This window comes from Neisseria sp. LACPHL-SPEC-2024-00856 (assembly GCF_047915665.1).
Lineage (GTDB): Bacteria > Pseudomonadota > Gammaproteobacteria > Burkholderiales > Neisseriaceae > Neisseria > Neisseria polysaccharea.
The window spans coordinates 1-17,841 of sequence record NZ_JBLRPR010000013.1 but is presented as its reverse complement, the minus strand read 5'-3'; the positions used below and the strand labels follow the sequence as shown (position 1 = coordinate 17,841).

Genomic DNA, 17,841 nt, shown 5'->3' with positions numbered 1-17,841 from the left:
GTCTGAAGCACAACACACAAAGGAAACCCATCCTATGACTGACAACGCACTGCTCCATTTGGGCGAAGAACCCCGTTTCGACCAAATCAAAACCGAAGACATCAAACCCGCCGTCCAAACCGCCATCGCCGAAGCGCGCGCGCAAATCGCCGCCATCAAAGCCCAAACGCACACCGGCTGGGCAAACACCGTCGAACCCCTGACCGGCATCACCGAACGCGTCGGCAGGATTTGGGGCGTGGTGTCGCATCTCAATTCCGTTGCCGACACGCCCGAACTGCGCGCCGCCTACAATGAATTAATGCCTGAAATCACCGCCTTCTTTACCGAAATCGGACAAGACATCGAGCTGTACAACCGCTTCAAAACCATCAAAAACTCCCCCGAGTTCGACACCCTCTCCCCCGCACAAAAAACCAAGCTCAACCACGACCTGCGCGATTTCGTATTGAGCGGCGCGGAATTGCCGCCCGAACAGCAGGCAGAACTGGCAAAACTGCAAACCGAAGGCGCGCAACTCTCCGCCAAATTCTCCCAAAACGTCCTAGACGCGACCGACGCCTTCGGCATTTACTTTGACGATGCCGCACCGCTTGCCGGCATTCCCGAAGACGCGCTCGCCATGTTTGCCGCCGCCGCGCAAAGCGAAGGCAAAACAGGCTACAAAATCGGTTTGCAGATTCCGCACTACCTCGCCGTCATCCAATACGCCGACAACCGCGAACTGCGCGAACAAATCTACCGCGCCTACGTTACCCGCGCCAGCGAACTCGCAAACGAAGGCAAATTCGACAACACCGCCAACATCGACCGCACCCTCGAAAACGCGCTGAAAACCGCCAAACTGCTCGGTTTCAAAAACTACGCCGAACTGTCGCTGGCAACCAAAATGGCGGATACGCCCGAACAAGTTTTAAACTTCCTGCACGACCTCGCCCGCCGCGCCAAACCCTACGCCGAAAAAGACCTCGCCGAAGTCAAAGCCTTCGCCCGCGAACACCTCGACCTCGCCGATCCGCAGCCGTGGGATTTAAGCTATGCCGGCGAAAAACTGCGCGAAGCCAAATACGCGTTCAGCGAAACCGAAGTCAAAAAATACTTCCCCGTCGGCAAAGTCCTGGCAGGTCTGTTCGCCCAAATCAAAAAACTTTACGGCATCGGATTTACCGAAAAAACCGTCCCCGTCTGGCACAAAGACGTGCGCTATTTTGAATTGCAACAAAACGGCGAAACCATAGGCGGCGTTTATATGGATTTGTACGCACGCGAAGGCAAACGCGGCGGCGCGTGGATGAACGACTACAAAGGCCGCCGCCGTTTTTCAGACGGCACGCTGCAACTGCCCACCGCCTACCTCGTCTGCAACTTCACCCCGCCCGTCGGCGGCAAAGAAGCCCGCCTGAGCCATGACGAAATCCTTACCCTCTTCCACGAAACCGGACACGGCCTGCACCACCTGCTCACCCGAGTGGACGAACTGGGCGTATCCGGCATCAACGGCGTAGAATGGGACGCGGTCGAACTGCCCAGCCAGTTTATGGAAAACTTCGTCTGGGAATACGGCGTTTTGGCGCAAATGTCCGCCCACGAAGAAACCGGCGCGGTATTGCCGGAAGGGCTGTTCGACAAAATGCTTGCCGCCAAAAACTTCCAACGCGGAATGTTCCTCGTCCGCCAAATGGAGTTCGCCCTCTTCGATATGCTGATTTACAGCGAAAGCGACGAATGCCGTCTGAAAAACTGGCAACAGGTTTTAGACAGCGTGCGCAAAGAAGTCGCCGTCATCCAACCGCCCGAATACAACCGCTTCGCTAACAGCTTCGGCCACATCTTCGCCGGCGGCTATTCCGCAGGCTATTACAGCTACGCGTGGGCGGAAGTATTGAGCGCGGACGCATACGCCGCCTTTGAAGAAAGCGGCGACATTGCCGCCACAGGCAAACGCTTTTGGCAAGAAATCCTCGCCGTCGGCGGATCGCGCGGCGCGGCAGAATCCTTCAAAGCCTTCCGGGGGCGCGAACCGCGCATAGACGCACTCTTGCGCCACAGCGGCTTCGACAACGCGGCTTGATCGATGTGAACAAAAAATGCCGTCTGAAACAATCAAACAGTGTTTCAGACGGCATCAGCATTTGCGCGGTTTCGCCATTTTCACAAAAACAGTAAGCCAAAATCCCGTCATTCCCGCGCAGGCGGGAATCCAGGTCTGTCGGTGCGGAAATTTATCGGATAAAACGGTTTCTTTAGATTTTACGTTCTAGATTCCCGCTTTCGCGGGAATGACGGAATATTTTTGAATTTGATAAAAATGCCGTCTGAAACGGTCAAACAACGCTTCAGACGGCATTTTATAGTGGATTAACAAAAATCAGGACAAGGCGACGAAGCCGCAGACAGTACAAATAGTACGGCAAGGCGAGGCAACGACGTACTGGTTTTTGTTAATCCACTATATTTTCCGACATCATTGAATCAAACCCAAATGCGACAAGAGCGTCCATGTACCGATGGCAATCAACACCAAACCTCCGGCAAATTCCGCACGCCTGCCGAACAATACGCCCAAAGCCCTTCCCGCCGTCAGCCCGACCGCCACCATCACCGTCGTCGCCATACCGATGATTGCGGCGGCAAAGGCGATGTTTACCTCCATAAACGCCAAGCCCACCCCGACTATCATGGAATCAATACTGGTTCCAAAAGCAGTCAAAACCGTCAACCACAGGCTTTCCCGTTTGGCTTCGCGCACATCGTCCGCCCCGCCGGACAAGCCCTCACGCAACATCTTCAGACCCAGCCCGCCCAAAAGGACGAAAGCCGCCCAATGGTCCCATTCGCTGATAAACGGCTTGGCATAAAAACCGCCTGCCCAGCCCGCCAGCGGCGTGAGCGCTTCGACCGTGCCGAACACCAAAGCCGTTGCCGCAATTTTGCGCGGGGGCATCCTGACCGCCGCACCCTTTGCCAGCGCGACGGCAAACGCATCCATCGACATCCCCAGCGCAATCAAGAGCAAAGCATAAAAACCCATACCGCACCCGTCCTTAAAAAGGGCGGATTATAGCAAAACAGCAAAGCGCGAAAAACGCCGCACGAAAACCCGCATCCCGTCATTCCCGCGAAAACAAAAAATCAAAAACTGAAATCCCGTCATTCCCGCGCAGGCGGGAATCCAGTTTTGTCGGTACGGAAACTTATCGGGAAAAACGATTTCTTTAGATTTTACGTTCTAGATTCCCGCTTTCGTGGGAATGACGGGGTTTTGGTTTCCGTGTGGATAGATTCGTCATTCCCGTGCAGGCGAGAATCTAGAGTTGTCGGCGCGGAAACTTATCGGGAAAAACGGTTTCTTTAGATTTTACGTTCTGGATTCCCGCTTTCGCGGGAATGACGCGGAAAAGTTTCCGTGCCGGTTTGAACCGGTGGGGATGGTGCGGGAATGACGGCGGAAAAGTGGGCTGTGGCGCGGGAATGACGGGATATTTTGCGTTTAATAAAAACGCCCGCCAAAACGGCAAAGGCGGACGGAGGATGCCGTCTGAAGCGGAAAAGGGGAATAGGAAATGCCGCCCGAGCGGTTCGGGCGGCATTTGTTTTCACGGCGGGGTCAAACCCGGTCATTGTCCTTATTTGGCGCGGCAGGAAGACGGCAGGAATTTTTCTTTCACAGTACCTGCTTTACAAGTCCATTCGAACGAGCCGGAGTTTTGTTTGCCTTCCAATACCAAGGTTGAACCTTTGATGTCGTTGTTCACACCGGAAGAGTTCATGGTAGCGGTAATCTTAGCAAGGGAAGCAGTGCCAGAAACATTAACCGATGCCACATACTTACCTTTAATATCGCTAGCATTAGCAATACCTGCGGAAGCATTGGTGTTCGGGAACGTGCCGTTGTCGGAATAATATTCGACCACTGCAGATTTTTGACCTTCGGCCAAAGTCAGGGCTTCGGACATTTGGGCGCGCGCGGTGTAGTCTTGGTATGCGGGCAGGGCGACGGCTGCCAAGATACCGACGATGGCGATGACGATCATCAGCTCGATCAGGGTGAAACCTTTTTGGATTGCTTTCATTTGGATGACTCCTGTTTGAAAATGTTTAAGTTTGATTGGAAATTTGCGGCATCCGCCGCAAACGTAAACCCGTAATGTATTTGACCGTGGTCTTTTTTGCTTCGGTTCGCCTTCTTACCAGCAAGCGGCGTGCCAAAACCGGGTTCGGCTCGGCATTCTACAGAATATTTTTTTATTTGTCTGTTTGGTATGGGTATTTTTTTATATCAACGCGGCGCGGCTTGCGGCGGAATAATGCGGCGGGCTGACGTTTTTTGTTAGGTGTGACATTTTTTGTCAGTTTCGGGCTGACGTTTTTTGTCAGATTGGGGGTTCTTTGGGATTTTTTTTGGGGGGGTGGCTGCAGGGTGGGCTTCAGCCCACCGCCTCCGCCGATTCCGCCGCCTTCAGACGGCATCGGTTTGCCGGCACCGGTAAGATTGGCGGAGTTGGTGGAATGGTGGAGTTGGTGGGCTGAAGCCCACCCTACGCCCACCTTACAGCCCATTCTACAGTCCGATACGGCTTACTGAATCGTCAGAAATACCTAAACCGTCATTCTCGCGCAGGCGGGAATCTAGAGTTGTCAGTGCAGAAACTTATCGGATAAAACGGTTTCTTTAGATTTTACGTTCTAGATTCCCGCCTGCGCGGGAATGACGGGATATTTTGTGTTTAATAAAAAACGCCCGCCGAAGCGGCAAAGGCGGGGTGGGGAAATGCCGTCTGAAACGGTCAAACGACGTTTCAGACGGCATTTTTATGCCCGGTTATTTCCGGTAGCGGACGGCGCGGGACAGGATTTCTTCAATTTCCATCCACATAATGCCTCCTTACAGCAAACCGTGCTGGCCGAGTGCGGGGTCGGTCGCGCGGGCGGCTTGTGCGTCTTCGACAGTCAGTCCGAGGGCTTTTGCCACGCCTTCTCCGTATGCCGGATCGCAACGGTAGCAGTTGCGGATATGGCGGTATTTGATGAAGTCGGGCGCGTCGCCCATTGCGGCGGCGGTGTTGCCGAACAAAGCCTGTTTCTGCGTATCGTTCATCAAGTTGAACAAGGCGCGCGGTTGGCTGAAGTAGTCGTCATCGTCTTGGCGGTAGTCCCAGTGTGCCGCGTCGCCGTTGATTTTCAAAGGCGGTTCGGCGAAATCGGGTTGTTGCTGCCATTGTCCGAAGCTGTTAGGTTCGTAGTGCGGCAGGCTGCCGTAGTTGCCGTCGGCGCGTCCTTGTCCGTCGCGCTGGTTGCTGTGAACAGGGCAACGCGGACGGTTGACAGGGATTTGGCGGAAGTTTACGCCCAAGCGGTAGCGTTGCGCGTCGGCGTAATTGAACAAACGGGCCTGCAACATTTTATCCGGGCTCGCGCCGATACCGGGAACGAGGTTGCTCGGTGCGAAGGCGGATTGTTCCACATCGGCGAAGAAGTTTTCGGGATTGCGGTTCAACTCGAATTCTCCCACTTCAATCAGCGGATAGTCTTTTTTCGGCCAAACTTTGGTCAGGTCAAACGGATGATACGGCACTTTTTCCGCATCGGCTTCGGGCATGACTTGGATGTACATCGTCCATTTCGGAAACTCGCCGCGCTCGATGGCTTCGTACAGGTCGCGCTGATGGCTTTCGCGGTCGTCGGCGATGATTTTGGCGGCTTCTTCGTTGGTCAGGTTTTTAATGCCTTGCTGGCTGCGGAAATGGAATTTCACCCAGAAACGCTCGCCTGCTTCGTTCCAGAAGCTGTAGGTATGCGAACCGAAGCCGTGCATATGGCGGTAGCTGGCGGGGATGCCGCGGTCGCTCATCACGATGGTAACTTGGTGCAGTGCTTCGGGCAGCAGCGTCCAGAAGTCCCAGTTGTTCGTAGCGGAGCGCATATTGGTGCGCGGATCGCGTTTGACGGCTTTGTTCAGGTCGGGGAATTTACGCGGGTCGCGCAGGAAGAATACGGGCGTGTTGTTGCCGACCACATCCCAGTTGCCTTCTTCGGTATAGAACTTCAGCGCAAAACCGCGGATGTCGCGTTCCGCATCGGCTGCGCCGCGTTCGCCTGCCACGGTGGTGAAACGGGCGAACATCTCGGTTTTTTTGCCGACTTCGCTGAAGATTTTGGCGCGGGTGTATTTGGTGATGTCGTGCGTTACGGTAAACGTACCGAACGCGCCCGAACCTTTGGCGTGCATACGGCGTTCGGGGATGACTTCGCGCACGAAGTCGGCGAGTTTTTCATTCAGCCACAAATCCTGCGCCAGCAGGGGGCCGCGCGGACCGGCGGTCAGGCTGTTTTGATTGTCGGCAACAGGCGCGCCGTTGTTCATGGTCAGATGGGTTACGGGGCATTTGGAGGTAGTCATAGCTCGTGTTCCTTTTCCTTGGTTAATCAAAAGATACGACAAACGGCTTACAGCACGATTTGGCGGAAAGCGTATTCGTAACTGGTTTCTTGGTTGCAATAGATTTCATGAATAGACATTTAGTTTTCCTTTTATTTAAACTATGAAGGCAACTATACGCCAAGATTTTCGCTATTAAAACTATGAAATCGATTTAATATTGTTATAAGCAATCAATATTCTATTTTCGTTTGTTTTTTGTTATCGGAACGAATCAAAATCCCTACATAAAACCATTTATAATAATGTTTCCTGGCATCATCTGCCGCCGACAGGCCAAAAGAATAATTCTCTCGCATTATCATGACGTTACTCGGAATAAAGCTCAAACAGACCCAGCAGCTCAACCAGCGGCTGCAACAATCTTTGCGCGTATTGCAGATGTCGGGTATCGAACTTGAACGCGAGGTCGAAAACTGGCTGTCGGACAACCCCCTGCTCGAACGCAAAGACACGGATGAATTTTCCGATGCCGAATTCAGCCATTACACTGCGCCCGCGCGCCAAATCGGCGGAGACGAAGGCGAAGATATGCTGTCCAACATCGCCGGCGAGCAGGATTTCAAGCAATACCTGCACGCGCAAGTGTGCGAACACCCGCTTTCCGACCAAGAAGCCGCCTGTGTCCACATCCTTATCGATTTCCTTGACGAGCAGGGTTATCTGACCGACAGCATCGAAGACATTCTCGACCATACGCCCTTGGAGTGGATGTTGGATGAAGCAATGCTGCAACACGCGCTGACCGCATTGAAAAAATTCGACCCGGCAGGCGTGGCCGCCGCCGATTTGAACGAATCGCTGATACTGCAGATAGAAAGATTGGGCGAATGTGCTGCCAAACCCGCCGCCCTGCATATCGTCCGAAACGCCCTCGACAGCATTGACGGCAACCGCAGCCAAACCCTCGCGCGAATAAAAAAACACCTGCCCCAAACCGACAGCGGCACACTCGAAGCCGCACTCGACCTCATTGCTTCGCTCAATCCCTTTCCCGCCGCCGGTTTTGCCTCGTCCACGCCCACGCCGTATATCCGCCCGGATGTCTGGGTTGAGGAAAGTAAAGACGGCTGGACGGTCAGTTTCAACGAAGACTCCCTGCCTCCTCTGCAAATGAACAGCGAATATTGCGAACTGATGCCGTCTGAAGGCCTCTCGCCCGAATGGAAGGAAAAAATCAGCGAAGCCAGACAACGTATCGATTCGCTCGAATTGAGGAAGGCAACCGTCGTCCTCCTTGCTGAATACATCGTTAAACATCAGGCAGACTTTTTTACTTTTGGCGAAATCGGACTCGTCCCCCTGCTGATGAAAGATGCCGCCGCCGAATTGGGTGTGGCAGAAAGTACCGTTTCCCGCGCGGCCAACCAAAAATATTTGTCTTGCCCGCGCGGAGTGTTTGCGCTACGCTATTTCTTCACGCAGGCAGTTCAAATGGAAGAAGGCAAAGAAGCCGTCAGCCAACACGCCGTTAAAGCCGCACTCTCCCAGCTTGTCGGCAGCGAAGACAAACGCAAGCCCTATTCTGACGAGGCACTCGCCAACCTACTGGCTTTCCGCGGCATGGAGGTTTCCCGCCGCACCATTGCCAAATACAGAGAATCCCTTGAGATTCCGGCAGCACACAAACGCAAAACCGCAGAATAATTTTTCAACACAATGCTACAACCCGTTTTTCCGTTCCGTCGCCGACGGACAGAACCCACCGAAGGAGCTGTATCATGAATCTGAAAATCACCGGTCTGAATTTTGACGTTACCGAAGCCATCAAAAACCATGTTTCCAAGAAACTGGAGCGCATCAACCGCCACGCTTCGGACATCATTTCTATAACCGTAACGCTGTCTGTGGAAAAAGCCGGTCATAAGGCCGAGGCAGACGTACACCTTGCCGGTAAAGACCTGCACGTCGAGTCCGACGGTCAGGACATGTATGCCGCCATCGACACCCTGACAGACAAACTTGACCGCGCCGTATTGAAACACAAAGAAAAAATCGGAGAAGTCCGCCATTGACCGAAAGTCCGTAACGGCAAAATGCCGTCTGAAACAGATTTCCGTTTCAGACGGCATTTTGTTGCCCGATATATCGGGGCGCAAAACCGTCCTCCGATATAGTGGATTAACAAAAACCAGTACGGCGTTGCCTCGCCTTACTGTAACCGTCGGCTGCAAACTGCCCAACGGTCTGATTATCGAAGCCGGCGGCCAGTCGGTAGAGTTGAACGGCGCAAAAGCACCGCCCTATGTGCCGTCCTGATTTGGAAGGGCTTACACCCCCCCCCAAATAAAGTCTGATCCTACCGCCCTAAAGGGTGGGGTTTCAACCGAAAAGGAAACACGATAAACAAACGGAACGCAAATCCGCATCCCGTTTCCGTTTTACTTCCAAGCCCCTGCAAGGGCTTGCGCTTCCTTCAGACGGCATACCGTACCGACATCCAGCCACAAGCCCGTATGCTTCTGTCCGCTCACGCGGTTTTGCCGCATTTCGTTCCGCAATACGGGCGCGAGTTTCGCCACACTGCCCGCTTCGATTCCGTCAAACATTTCAGGACGGTAAATACCCACGCCGCTGAATGTCAATCCGTTGCCGCCGGATACTTCCGGACGCACGCTGCCGTCGGGCAGCAACAAAAAATCACCGTCGGGATGGTGCGGGGGATTTTCCACCAGCCACAAATGTGCGGAAATATGCTCGGGCAGGGACGATGCCGTCTGAAACGCGGCGGTAAAATCGATGTCGGTCAGTACGTCGCCATTGACCACCAAAAATGGGGCATCGCCCAACAGCGGCAATGCCCGTGCGATACCGCCTGCGGTTTCCAAGCCGCCTTCAGGTTCGGGCGAATAGGCGATGTTCACGCCATATGACGAGCCGTCGCCCAAAGCCTCTTCTATCTGCCGTCCCAACCACGCATGGTTAATGACGATTTCGGTAAACCCTGCCTGCTTCAGACGGCATAGGTGCCAACCGATTAGAGGCTTACCCGCCACATCAAGCAGCGGCTTCGGAGTGGTATCGGTCAAAGGGCGCATACGCTCGCCGCGTCCTGCCGCCAGTATCATCGCTTTCATATATATCTGTCCGAATATCAGTCTAAAGACCTAAACTGCCGTCTGAAATACAGCAGCGCGGGACGTTTGCCCACGCAGTTTTTGATTTCGTCGAGCCTGACGTAAAATACAAAATGCGTGCCGATTTCATGTTGGCCGACAATATGCCCGTGCAGGTGCGCCAACGCTCCTTCTATTTCAGGTTGTCCGGTTTTACCGTAATGCCAAATATGATAGGCAAAACGTTCTTCGGGCGAAAGATTGGTCAATCCGGCAAAATGTTCGGCCACATCCTGATGTTCGTCTGCCAACGTATTGATGCACAGGCTGCCGTTTTCCGACAGTATCGGGATGATACGGGCTTTACGGTTGATACACAGCATCACGGTTGGAGGCTCATCCGTAATCGGTGTAACCGCCGTCATCGTAATGCCGTAACGTCCTGCCGATCCCTCTGTCGTAATGACATGAACACCTGCCGCGCAAGATGCCATCGCATCACGGAATGAGGTTTGAAATTCTTTCTGCAAATCCGTCATATTACCCCTTTATCTGTTTCCATATGCAAGACTGCTGCACATAAGGCTTCCCTCATGTGCAGCAGCTCTGATTCGTAAACAAGACCGACTGTCGGACGTTTCCGCACGTTGCGCGTTTTACGAATTCAACAAATCCTCGATTTGTGCAAGTTCCGCCAGCAAATCCTTAAGCAGCATCATTTTCTCGCGGGACAACACTTCTTCGATAGCATCGTAGCGTTCGTCCACTTCTTCGCCGATTTCCTCATACAGCTTCTCGCCCTCGGCAGTCAGCTTCAGAAAAACACGGCGTTGGTCGTTGGAAGGTTTCAGGCGGACAACCAGACCTGCTTTTTCAAGACGGGTCAGGATACCGGTCAGGCTGGGGCGCAGGATGCACGCCTGATTCGCCAAATCTTGAAAGTCCAGCGTGCCGTTTTCCGCCAAAAGACGGATAATCCGCCATTGCTGATCGGTGATATTCGCCTGGTTCAGAATGGGTCTGAACTGTGTCATCAAGGCTTCCCTTGCCTGTATCAGACCGATATTGATAGACGCATGTTTTGATTGGGTAGGCATTGTTCAAGTCTCCAAGTTATCGAAAATCAAATTTTCAAACCGTCTGTAAAGCTTGCAGGTATCATTCCGGGACAACCGTTATATAACAAAACGAACATATAGCAACAATACTCTATAAGCCGTATCAGGCATTTGGGTACAAAAGGCTTTAATTCCGATAATCCTATCTAAAAATATTTTAATAGTTATATCTTAGTCTATTTTCCCTACAATCTCAACAAAGTATTACATTTACTGTCGAAAGAACTTTCTTCCAAAAAAACAAAAGCCGCCGCATCCGACGAGCAAGGTATATGCCGTTTGATTCTCCACATAGCGTAAAGTTTAACAAAAACAAAGGTTAATCGAAAACATCCGCCTGAAAAATTCGTGCGCGCAAGCCCCAATAACTGCTGATTCCCGTCGTATAGTGAACTATTTTCCCATTTTTGACCAAAATGACAGTCGGCGTTGCCTTAATCTGCCAAGATCTTGCCAAACCGCCGTCCTCATCATTAACGCTCGGAAAACCCAATCCGCGTTTTTTCATATACGCAGAAACTTCGGCCGAACTGCCGGAACGTATCGCCACTCCGACAACCGGCACACCGTCGGCCGCCAAATCATCAATTATCGGAGACTGATAACGGCACACGCCGCACCAGCTCCCCCAAAAATACACCAGCACCGTCCTATCTCGGCTAAACTGTCCCAAAGTTAGCCGCTGCCCCGACAGCAAAGTCAAAGGCCGCCCTGCCGCACCGGCAGGTTCGTCGGGCTTGCGTACCCAATCCAAAAACAGCGACACCAATAAAAACACCAATGCCGTCTGAACGGCAAATTTGATGCCCGAAAGCAATTTCTTTTTCATACGCCCCCTCAAACGGTACGCCCGCGCAACCGGCAGGCAAACAAAAAAGCCAAGTCCTAAAACTTGGCTTTCGGCTATTTGGTGGGTCGTGAGCGATTCGAACGCTCGACCAACGGATTAAAAGTCCGCTGCTCTACCGGCTGAGCTAACGACCCGATAAGCTGTGCATTATACAGCCCCGTTCCCCGCCGTCAAGCAAATTTTACAGGCTTAATTGCAGACCACTGTTTGCACGGGATATTTTGGCAACGGATTTTCACAATCCGCCGCATACCGTGTAAAAATTCGCACAAGGAAAGGCAAACCGCCCGAAATCAATGTACACTTTCCGCCCGTTTCCCAAACTACACACAGAAACACACATTATGAACATACAAAACATCCGCACCCTCCTCGACACCGTCGCCGTTCCGAATACGGCACGCACGCTCGGCAGCGAAAAGGCCGTCCGTTCGGTCGAACAGCGTTCAGACGGCATCCATATCGCCCTGCATTTCGGCTTCCCTGTCGCGCACATCGCCGCCGCCATCGCCGATTCCGTACAAGAAACCCTGATGCCCGAAACAGGCGGCGCGCACATCCACTTGAGCATAGACATCGAAATCGGCACACACAAAGTCCAGCCCGGCGTTACCACCATCAAAGGCGTGAAAAACATCATCGCCGTCGCATCGGGAAAAGGCGGCGTGGGCAAATCAACCACCACCGCCAACCTTGCCGCCGCAATGGCGCGGATGGGCGCGCGCGTCGGCGTACTCGATGCCGACCTTTACGGCCCGAGCCAGCCCACGATGCTGGGCGTACACGACCGCAAACCCGATCAGAAAAACCAAAAACTCATTCCCGTCGAATCTTCAGACGGCATACAGGTCATGTCTATCGGCTTTCTGGTCGATACCGACCAAGCCGTCGTCTGGCGCGGGCCAATGGTCAGCCAAGCCTTGCAGCAACTGATGTTCCAAAGCGAGTGGGACGAAGTGGACTATCTTTTCATCGACCTGCCCCCGGGTACGGGCGACATCCAGCTCACGCTGTCCCAGCGCATCCCCGTAACCGGTTCCGTCATCGTAACCACGCCGCAGGACATCGCCCTGATAGACGCGCGCAAGGCTGTGGATATGTTCCGCAAGGTCAACATTCCCATTTTAGGCGTATTGGAAAATATGTCCGTCCACATCTGCACCAACTGCGGACATAGCGAAGCCCTGTTCGGCACGGACGGAGGCAAAGATTTAGCAGCACGCCTCAACGTCCCCCTGCTCGGACAGCTTCCCCTAAGCCTGCCCGTGCGCGAAGCGATGGACGGAGGGGCGGCGGCACAACTGTTCGACAAGCACCCCGCCATCGCCAAAATCTACACCGATGCCGCATTCCAAATCGCCCTGAGCATTGCCGACAAAGGCAAAGACTTCAGCAGCCGCTTCCCCAAAATCGTCGTCGAATAAAGCCCCACCCCCGAAACCGCAATGCCGTCTGAAACCCCGCGCCTGCCGATACGCCGTCATTCCCGCGCAACGAGCCGTAGGGTGAGATGTAGGGTGGACTGCAGGGTGGGCTTCAGCCCACCAATCCCACCATATCCACCAACTCCACCGATGTCGCCAATCCCACCAATTTCACCGTATCAAAGGTTTTCGGCGAACCGGCGGACGTGGTTGGAATTGACGGAATAGGCGGGATTCGGCGGTTTCGGTTTTTGGCGAAAATGGCTGAATTGGTTGGATTTGACGGAATCGTTGGAATTGTTGAAATTGGCGGAGTTGGTTGGAATCGGTTGGATTCGGTGGGATTGGTGGATGTGGTGGGCTGAAGCCCACCCTACAGCCCACCAATTTGACCGCATCAAAGTTTTTTGGGGAATAGGCGTGATTCGGCGAATCGGCAGACGTGGTTGGATTTGGATTTGACGGAATCGGCGTGATTGGTAACATTGGTGGAATCGGTGGGCTGAAGCCCACCCTACGGCGCAACCTACATCCCACCCTGCAACCCACCTATGCCCATCCTACGCATCCGCCATACAGCCCTGTTCCGATGCGGACGGATAAGGCGCGATGCCGCCGGCGGGCATCATATTCTTGGAATAGCGCATTAAAAAGAGTATGATAATGGAAACACAAAAGATTCTGGCAAATGTCCGTGCGCCGTTCCCGTCCGTCATTACGAACGCGCGAGGCGGACGCGTAAGGCGGTTTTCGGGGCGGGATGTAGGGTAGGTTGTGGCGGGATGTAGGGTGGGCTTCAGCCCACCGATTCCACCAATGTTACCAATCCCACCGATTCCGCCAGCAGCCTGCCGACAAAACCATGCAACCGTTTCGGAACACCGCAACCCTACCTCCGTCATTCCCGCGCAGGCGGGAATCCAGGTCTGTCGGTGCGGAAACTTATCGGATAAAACGGTTTCTTGAGATTTTACGTTCTAGATTCCCACTTTCGTGGGAATGACGATTCGGGTATTTTTATAGGAAGCCGTAGGGTGGGATTGGTGAATTTTGTGGAATCGGCGTGATTGATGGATTTGGTAACATTGGTAGATTTTGTGGGATTGGCGGGATTGGTGGATGTGGTGGAGTTGGTGGGCTGAAGCCCACCCTACAACCCACCCTACACCCACCTTACGCATCCGCCTCACGAAACACCCCGCGCCATGAAAATCCGCATCACGGCGCATATTGCGATATTTACGGCCGGGCGGGAATGCCGTCCGGCCATCGGGAAAACAAACGGAAGGAAAACGATATGAAAAAAACACCCAAACGGCACTTGCTCCGCCATACCGCGGTTTATACCGCGATGCTCTTGGCGGTATCGTCCCAACAGGCATTCGGCGCGGGCGATACCGAAAATTTCAATTTTATCGTCAAAGACGACGGCAGCGTAGAAGGCGGTAAGACACCCGGCGGTCAGGGCGTACGCACCGGTAAGAAACTGTCTATACCGTCAGGCAAATTTGGCTCGGTAAGCTTAAAACAAGTGTGTCAGGATTTGGGAATCACACCTGGATCTGCCGATTGTAATTTCGTCCTTTCACTGACTAACGAATTTACCTACGCAAACACCGACACGCTGCTTGCGGGCAAGGTCGGCAAGCTGAACCTCGGCGGCGGTCCCGCCCCGCTGTGGGGCAAAGTTTCCGGGCTTGATGCCGACAATATGGCGGGGCGCAAAACCGACAGTTGGCTGACGACCGTCCATAAAGGGAAGATGGGTTACGATTTTACCGGCATCAGCTGCTTCCTCAAGGGCGTGGGTGTCTCGACGGGTCAGAGCCGCCAGTGTCCCGACCTGCCTTTCAAATTTTATTTCAACTTTAAGGACAGCGCACTCGATCCCGCCTCGGCGGGAACCAGTCCGGACGGCCTGCCGATATACAAGCTGAAAGACCATCCGTGGCTGGGCGTTTCCTTCCAATTGACTAAATCGAGCGGCACTGCGCCGCAATGGATAACCATTAATAATGACCATACGCTGCTAAACGAAATGATTACCCAGCCGACAGGGGAAAGAAGCAGCGGCAGAGCCTTCGCCCTGCGCGCCAAGCTGCACCTGTTGGGTACTCCGGGCAGCCTCAACGCCCAAGAAATCAAACTGGGCGAGATTAATATGCCCGACTTCAACTTTATGCCGTATAACGCAAACGGCAGGGGTCGGACGGGTACTCTGTATAAGATACATGAACAAGGCCATATCGACGTAAAACTCCAGCTTCCGAGCATAGGCGCGGGCGGCTGTACGCGGGCGCAATATACCGCCGCCGGCCCGGACGGCAGCCAATACGCCATTGTCGCCCCCGCCCCTTTGGGCGCGGGTTTCCCGGGCAAGGCGGCGGCGGTCGTTACCGATCCCAAGTCGGCAAGCAGCCGCATCCTCTTTTACACCTTGGATAAAAACAATAAGAAAAACGGCGGCGCGGATTATGTGCCAAACAAAGGTTTTACCGAACCCGTCTTTGCCGGACGCAAGGCGGCAATCCGCCTGGCAAACGGCGTATCCTTGAGCGACAGCAATATTAACGGCATTACGAATGGCACATTCGGTATCGGCGGCTTGGGAAACAATCAAGACGAATGGAAAACCGTGCTGCTGCGCTGGACCGACCGGCGCGATGCAAACGACAATCAGTTTAACTATTTTAACAATACGATAGATGCCTCGACACGCGGCAAACTGTATAGCCAGCAATACCGCATCCGCGACGACAAGAATCGCAATTTGGGCGACATCGTCAACAGCCCGGTAACGGCGGTCGGCGACTATCTGGCAACCGCCGCCAACGACGGGATGGTGCATATCTTCAAAAAAAGCGGCGGCGGCTACAATCTGAAACTCAGCTACATCCCCGGCACGATGCCGCGCAAAAACTTGGATAACCAAGATTCCGATTTGGCAAAAGACCTGCACAACTTTGCCAACGAAAACTACACGGGCGGTTTGTACGGCGTGGACGGCGGCTTTGTCTTGCGCCAAGCCGGAAACCGCGTGTTTATGTTCGGCGCGATGGGTCAGGGCGGCAAAGGCGCGTATGCCTTGGATTTGACCAGGGCCGACAGCAATCAGACCGGCGTTTCCCTGTTTGATGTACAAGGCAACGGATTGGGCTACACCGTCGGCACACCGCAAATCGGCAAAACCCACAACGGCAAATACGCCGCCTTCCTCGCCTCCGGTTACGCCGTCAAAGACGTTAACAGCGGCGATAATACAACCGCGCTGTATGTATATGATTTGGAAAGCAACGGCACGCTGATTAAAAAAATTACCGTACCCGGCGGCAAGGGCGGGCTTTCGTCCCCCACGCTTGTCGATACGGATTTGGACGGCACGGTCGATATCGCCTATGCCGGCGATCGCGGCGGCAAGATGTACCGATTTGATTTGAAAGACAACGATCCGAACAGATGGTCTGTACGCGCCATTTTCAACGGCACAAAACCGATTACTTCCGCGCCCGCTATTTCCCAACTGAAAGACAAACGCGTCGTCATCTTCGGCACGGGCAGCGATTTGACCGAAGAAGATGTGGCAAGCCAAGACATCCAACACGTTTACGGTATTTTCGATAACGATACGGATTTGGGTGCGGCGCAAGACGGGCTGGGCAACGGTTTGCTCAAACAAGTGCTGACACAAGAAAACAGTACGCTGTTCCTGAGCGACTACAAAAGGTCTGACGGCTCGGGCGACAAGGGCTGGGTAATAGATTTGCAGCCCGGACAGCGCGTTACCGTCAAACCGACCGTGGTATTGCGTACCGCCTTTGTAACCATCCGCAACTACAATGCCAACGGCTGCGGCGCGGAAACCGCATTTTTGGGCATCAATACCTCCGACGGCGGCAAGCTGACGAAGAAAAGCGCGCGCCCCGTCGTGCCGGATAGCCGCGTGGCAAAAAAAGTCGGCGAGAAAAAAGACGCAAAAGGCAACAATATCCCCGTGGGCTGTATGGAAAAAGGCACTGAAACCGTCTGCCCGAGCGGATATGTTTATCCGAAACTTCTGACCGCAAGCTATTTGGACAGCCAAAAAACAAGCGATCACCCGACAACGGCAGACGGCGACGCGGGCGGCAGCGGTAATGACAACACCCCCTTCCAAAAATCCGGCAACCGCTGCTTCTTCAGCAAAGGCGTGCACACGCTGCTGATGAACGATATGTCCGACTTGGATGTTGCCGGCCCGATCTGCAATATGAAACGGGTAAGCTGGCGCGAAGTCTTCTTCTAACCCGCCCGCGCGGCCGATTCCCCCGCAAATGCCGTCTGAAAGGTCTTCAGACGGCATTTTTTGCGTTTTTCGGAGGGGGGAAGTGAAACGCGTCATTCCCGCGCAGGCGGGAATCTAGATTTGTCCGCACATCGAACCGTAGCAACTGTATTTTTCACCCCGTCGGGCAAAAATACCAAAACTCAAATCAACACAAAAACTTATGCGCCGTCATTCCCGCGCAGGCGGAAATCTAGGATGCAGGATTAAGGAAACCTACATCCCGTCATTCCCACGAAAGTGGGAATCTAGGACTCAGGACTGGAGAAACCTTCAGTTTTACCCGATAAGTTTCCGTGCCGACAGGTCTGGATTCCCGCCTTCGCGGGAATGACGGTTCAGTTGCGTAGGACTGGATTGTGAAAAGGGGCGGATTCGGTGTATTCGATGAAAACGGTGGAAATGCGGGATTGATGGAATTGGTGGGCTGAAGCCCACCCTACAAGAGCGTTCAGACGGCATTGTTTGCGTTTTCGGGATGGGGGCGGCAAATAAAACGCGTCATTCCCGCGCAGGCGGGAATCCGGTGAACCGTAGGGTGGGCTTCAGCCCGCCGCATCAAAAATTTTTGGCAAACTGTCGGGAAGTCGGCGGCTTCGGTTCTTGGCGGAATCGGTGGAAATGGGGAATTTA

General features: G+C 53.7%; 16 protein-coding genes and 1 tRNA gene. 6 read left to right on the top strand and 11 right to left on the bottom strand.

The window, feature by feature from the left end; genetic code table 11:
* Nucleotides 1-34: 34 nt before the first annotated feature.
* On the top strand, nt 35-2,071 hold the full coding sequence (locus ACNAU7_RS09555; RefSeq protein ID WP_416302092.1) for a M3 family metallopeptidase: 2,037 nt from the start codon (nt 35-37) through the stop codon (nt 2,069-2,071).
* A gap of 393 nt (nt 2,072-2,464) precedes the next feature.
* Here ACNAU7_RS09555 and ACNAU7_RS09550 read toward each other — a convergent pair whose 3' ends face one another.
* The 4 genes from ACNAU7_RS09550 to katA form a co-directional block, all read right to left on the bottom strand.
* Nucleotides 2,465-3,031: a manganese efflux pump MntP family protein gene (locus ACNAU7_RS09550; RefSeq protein WP_416302083.1), complete on the bottom strand. Its 567-nt coding sequence runs from the start codon at nt 3,029-3,031 to the stop codon at nt 2,465-2,467.
* 595 nt (nt 3,032-3,626) lie between these two features.
* A complete protein-coding gene (locus tag ACNAU7_RS09545; RefSeq protein WP_003714658.1) occupies nt 3,627-4,073 on the bottom strand; it encodes a pilin in 447 nt (148 codons plus the stop codon).
* A 172-nt stretch (nt 4,074-4,245) separates the two neighbouring features.
* Complete coding sequence (locus ACNAU7_RS09540; RefSeq protein ID WP_416302082.1) at nt 4,246-4,470, bottom strand: hypothetical protein; 225 nt, start codon at nt 4,468-4,470, stop codon at nt 4,246-4,248.
* 415 nt (nt 4,471-4,885) lie between these two features.
* Nucleotides 4,886-6,400, bottom strand: coding sequence for a catalase KatA (katA, locus tag ACNAU7_RS09535; protein WP_416302081.1), 1,515 nt, complete (start codon nt 6,398-6,400; stop codon nt 4,886-4,888).
* 342 nt (nt 6,401-6,742) lie between these two features.
* Here katA and rpoN point away from each other — a divergent pair, with 342 nt between their 5' ends.
* From rpoN to ACNAU7_RS09520, 3 genes are all read left to right on the top strand, one after another.
* Complete coding sequence (gene rpoN / locus ACNAU7_RS09530) at nt 6,743-8,086, top strand: RNA polymerase factor sigma-54 (RefSeq protein WP_301673003.1); 1,344 nt, start codon at nt 6,743-6,745, stop codon at nt 8,084-8,086.
* 74 nt (nt 8,087-8,160) lie between these two features.
* Nucleotides 8,161-8,454, top strand: a complete 294-nt coding sequence (gene hpf, locus ACNAU7_RS09525) for a ribosome hibernation-promoting factor, HPF/YfiA family (RefSeq protein ID WP_304669934.1) — start codon at nt 8,161-8,163, stop codon at nt 8,452-8,454.
* A gap of 61 nt (nt 8,455-8,515) precedes the next feature.
* Nucleotides 8,516-8,698 (top strand): hypothetical protein, encoded by a 183-nt coding sequence (locus ACNAU7_RS09520; protein WP_416302080.1) that lies wholly within the window; start codon nt 8,516-8,518, stop codon nt 8,696-8,698.
* Between the two features lie 122 nt (nt 8,699-8,820).
* On the opposite strand, the gene murU is transcribed toward ACNAU7_RS09520, so the two are convergent.
* The 5 genes from murU to ACNAU7_RS09495 form a co-directional block, all read right to left on the bottom strand.
* On the bottom strand, nt 8,821-9,516 hold the full coding sequence (gene murU, locus ACNAU7_RS09515; protein WP_416302079.1) for an N-acetylmuramate alpha-1-phosphate uridylyltransferase MurU: 696 nt from the start codon (nt 9,514-9,516) through the stop codon (nt 8,821-8,823).
* A gap of 17 nt (nt 9,517-9,533) precedes the next feature.
* Complete coding sequence (hpaC, locus tag ACNAU7_RS09510; protein WP_416302078.1) at nt 9,534-10,034, bottom strand: 4-hydroxyphenylacetate 3-monooxygenase, reductase component; 501 nt, start codon at nt 10,032-10,034, stop codon at nt 9,534-9,536.
* 117 nt (nt 10,035-10,151) lie between these two features.
* Entirely contained in the window at nt 10,152-10,592 is a 441-nt protein-coding gene (nadR, locus tag ACNAU7_RS09505) for a MarR family adhesin repressor NadR (protein ID WP_250314755.1), read from the bottom strand.
* A 340-nt stretch (nt 10,593-10,932) separates the two neighbouring features.
* On the bottom strand, nt 10,933-11,442 hold the full coding sequence (locus ACNAU7_RS09500; protein ID WP_416302077.1) for a protein disulfide oxidoreductase: 510 nt from the start codon (nt 11,440-11,442) through the stop codon (nt 10,933-10,935).
* Nucleotides 11,443-11,521: 79 nt separating this feature from the next.
* A tRNA-Lys gene (locus ACNAU7_RS09495) sits at nt 11,522-11,597 on the bottom strand.
* A 210-nt stretch (nt 11,598-11,807) separates the two neighbouring features.
* Here ACNAU7_RS09495 and apbC point away from each other — a divergent pair.
* Entirely contained in the window at nt 11,808-12,887 is a 1,080-nt protein-coding gene (apbC, locus tag ACNAU7_RS09490) for an iron-sulfur cluster carrier protein ApbC (RefSeq protein ID WP_416302076.1), read from the top strand.
* Between the two features lie 179 nt (nt 12,888-13,066).
* On the opposite strand, the gene ACNAU7_RS09485 is transcribed toward apbC, so the two are convergent.
* Nucleotides 13,067-13,285, bottom strand: coding sequence for a hypothetical protein (locus ACNAU7_RS09485; RefSeq protein ID WP_416302075.1), 219 nt, complete (start codon nt 13,283-13,285; stop codon nt 13,067-13,069).
* A gap of 857 nt (nt 13,286-14,142) precedes the next feature.
* On the opposite strand from ACNAU7_RS09485, the gene pilC reads away from it, so the two are divergent.
* On the top strand, nt 14,143-17,169 hold the full coding sequence (gene pilC / locus ACNAU7_RS09480; RefSeq protein ID WP_416302074.1) for a PilC family type IV pilus tip adhesin: 3,027 nt from the start codon (nt 14,143-14,145) through the stop codon (nt 17,167-17,169).
* A gap of 490 nt (nt 17,170-17,659) precedes the next feature.
* Here pilC and ACNAU7_RS09475 read toward each other — a convergent pair.
* On the bottom strand, nt 17,660-17,841 hold a 182-nt coding region (locus tag ACNAU7_RS09475; RefSeq protein WP_416302073.1), incomplete at its 5' end, for a hypothetical protein.

Excerpts from the sequence above, each read along its gene's own strand:
- ACNAU7_RS09555 (WP_416302092.1), top strand. The coding sequence starts at position 35 with ATGACTGACAACGCACTGCTCCATTTGGGCGAAGAACCCCGTTTCGAC.
- ACNAU7_RS09550 (WP_416302083.1), bottom strand. The coding sequence starts at position 3,031 with ATGGGTTTTTATGCTTTGCTCTTGATTGCGCTGGGGATGTCGATGGAT.
- ACNAU7_RS09545 (WP_003714658.1), bottom strand. The coding sequence starts at position 4,073 with ATGAAAGCAATCCAAAAAGGTTTCACCCTGATCGAGCTGATGATCGTC.
- ACNAU7_RS09540 (WP_416302082.1), bottom strand. The coding sequence starts at position 4,470 with ATGCCGTCTGAAGGCGGCGGAATCGGCGGAGGCGGTGGGCTGAAGCCC.
- katA (WP_416302081.1), bottom strand. The coding sequence starts at position 6,400 with ATGACTACCTCCAAATGCCCCGTAACCCATCTGACCATGAACAACGGC.
- rpoN (WP_301673003.1), top strand. The coding sequence starts at position 6,743 with ATGACGTTACTCGGAATAAAGCTCAAACAGACCCAGCAGCTCAACCAG.
- hpf (WP_304669934.1), top strand. The coding sequence starts at position 8,161 with ATGAATCTGAAAATCACCGGTCTGAATTTTGACGTTACCGAAGCCATC.
- murU (WP_416302079.1), bottom strand. The coding sequence starts at position 9,516 with ATGAAAGCGATGATACTGGCGGCAGGACGCGGCGAGCGTATGCGCCCT.
- hpaC (WP_416302078.1), bottom strand. The coding sequence starts at position 10,034 with ATGACGGATTTGCAGAAAGAATTTCAAACCTCATTCCGTGATGCGATG.
- nadR (WP_250314755.1), bottom strand. The coding sequence starts at position 10,592 with ATGCCTACCCAATCAAAACATGCGTCTATCAATATCGGTCTGATACAG.
- ACNAU7_RS09500 (WP_416302077.1), bottom strand. The coding sequence starts at position 11,442 with ATGAAAAAGAAATTGCTTTCGGGCATCAAATTTGCCGTTCAGACGGCA.
- apbC (WP_416302076.1), top strand. The coding sequence starts at position 11,808 with ATGAACATACAAAACATCCGCACCCTCCTCGACACCGTCGCCGTTCCG.
- ACNAU7_RS09485 (WP_416302075.1), bottom strand. The coding sequence starts at position 13,285 with ATGCGGTCAAATTGGTGGGCTGTAGGGTGGGCTTCAGCCCACCACATC.
- pilC (WP_416302074.1), top strand. The coding sequence starts at position 14,143 with ATGCCGTCCGGCCATCGGGAAAACAAACGGAAGGAAAACGATATGAAA.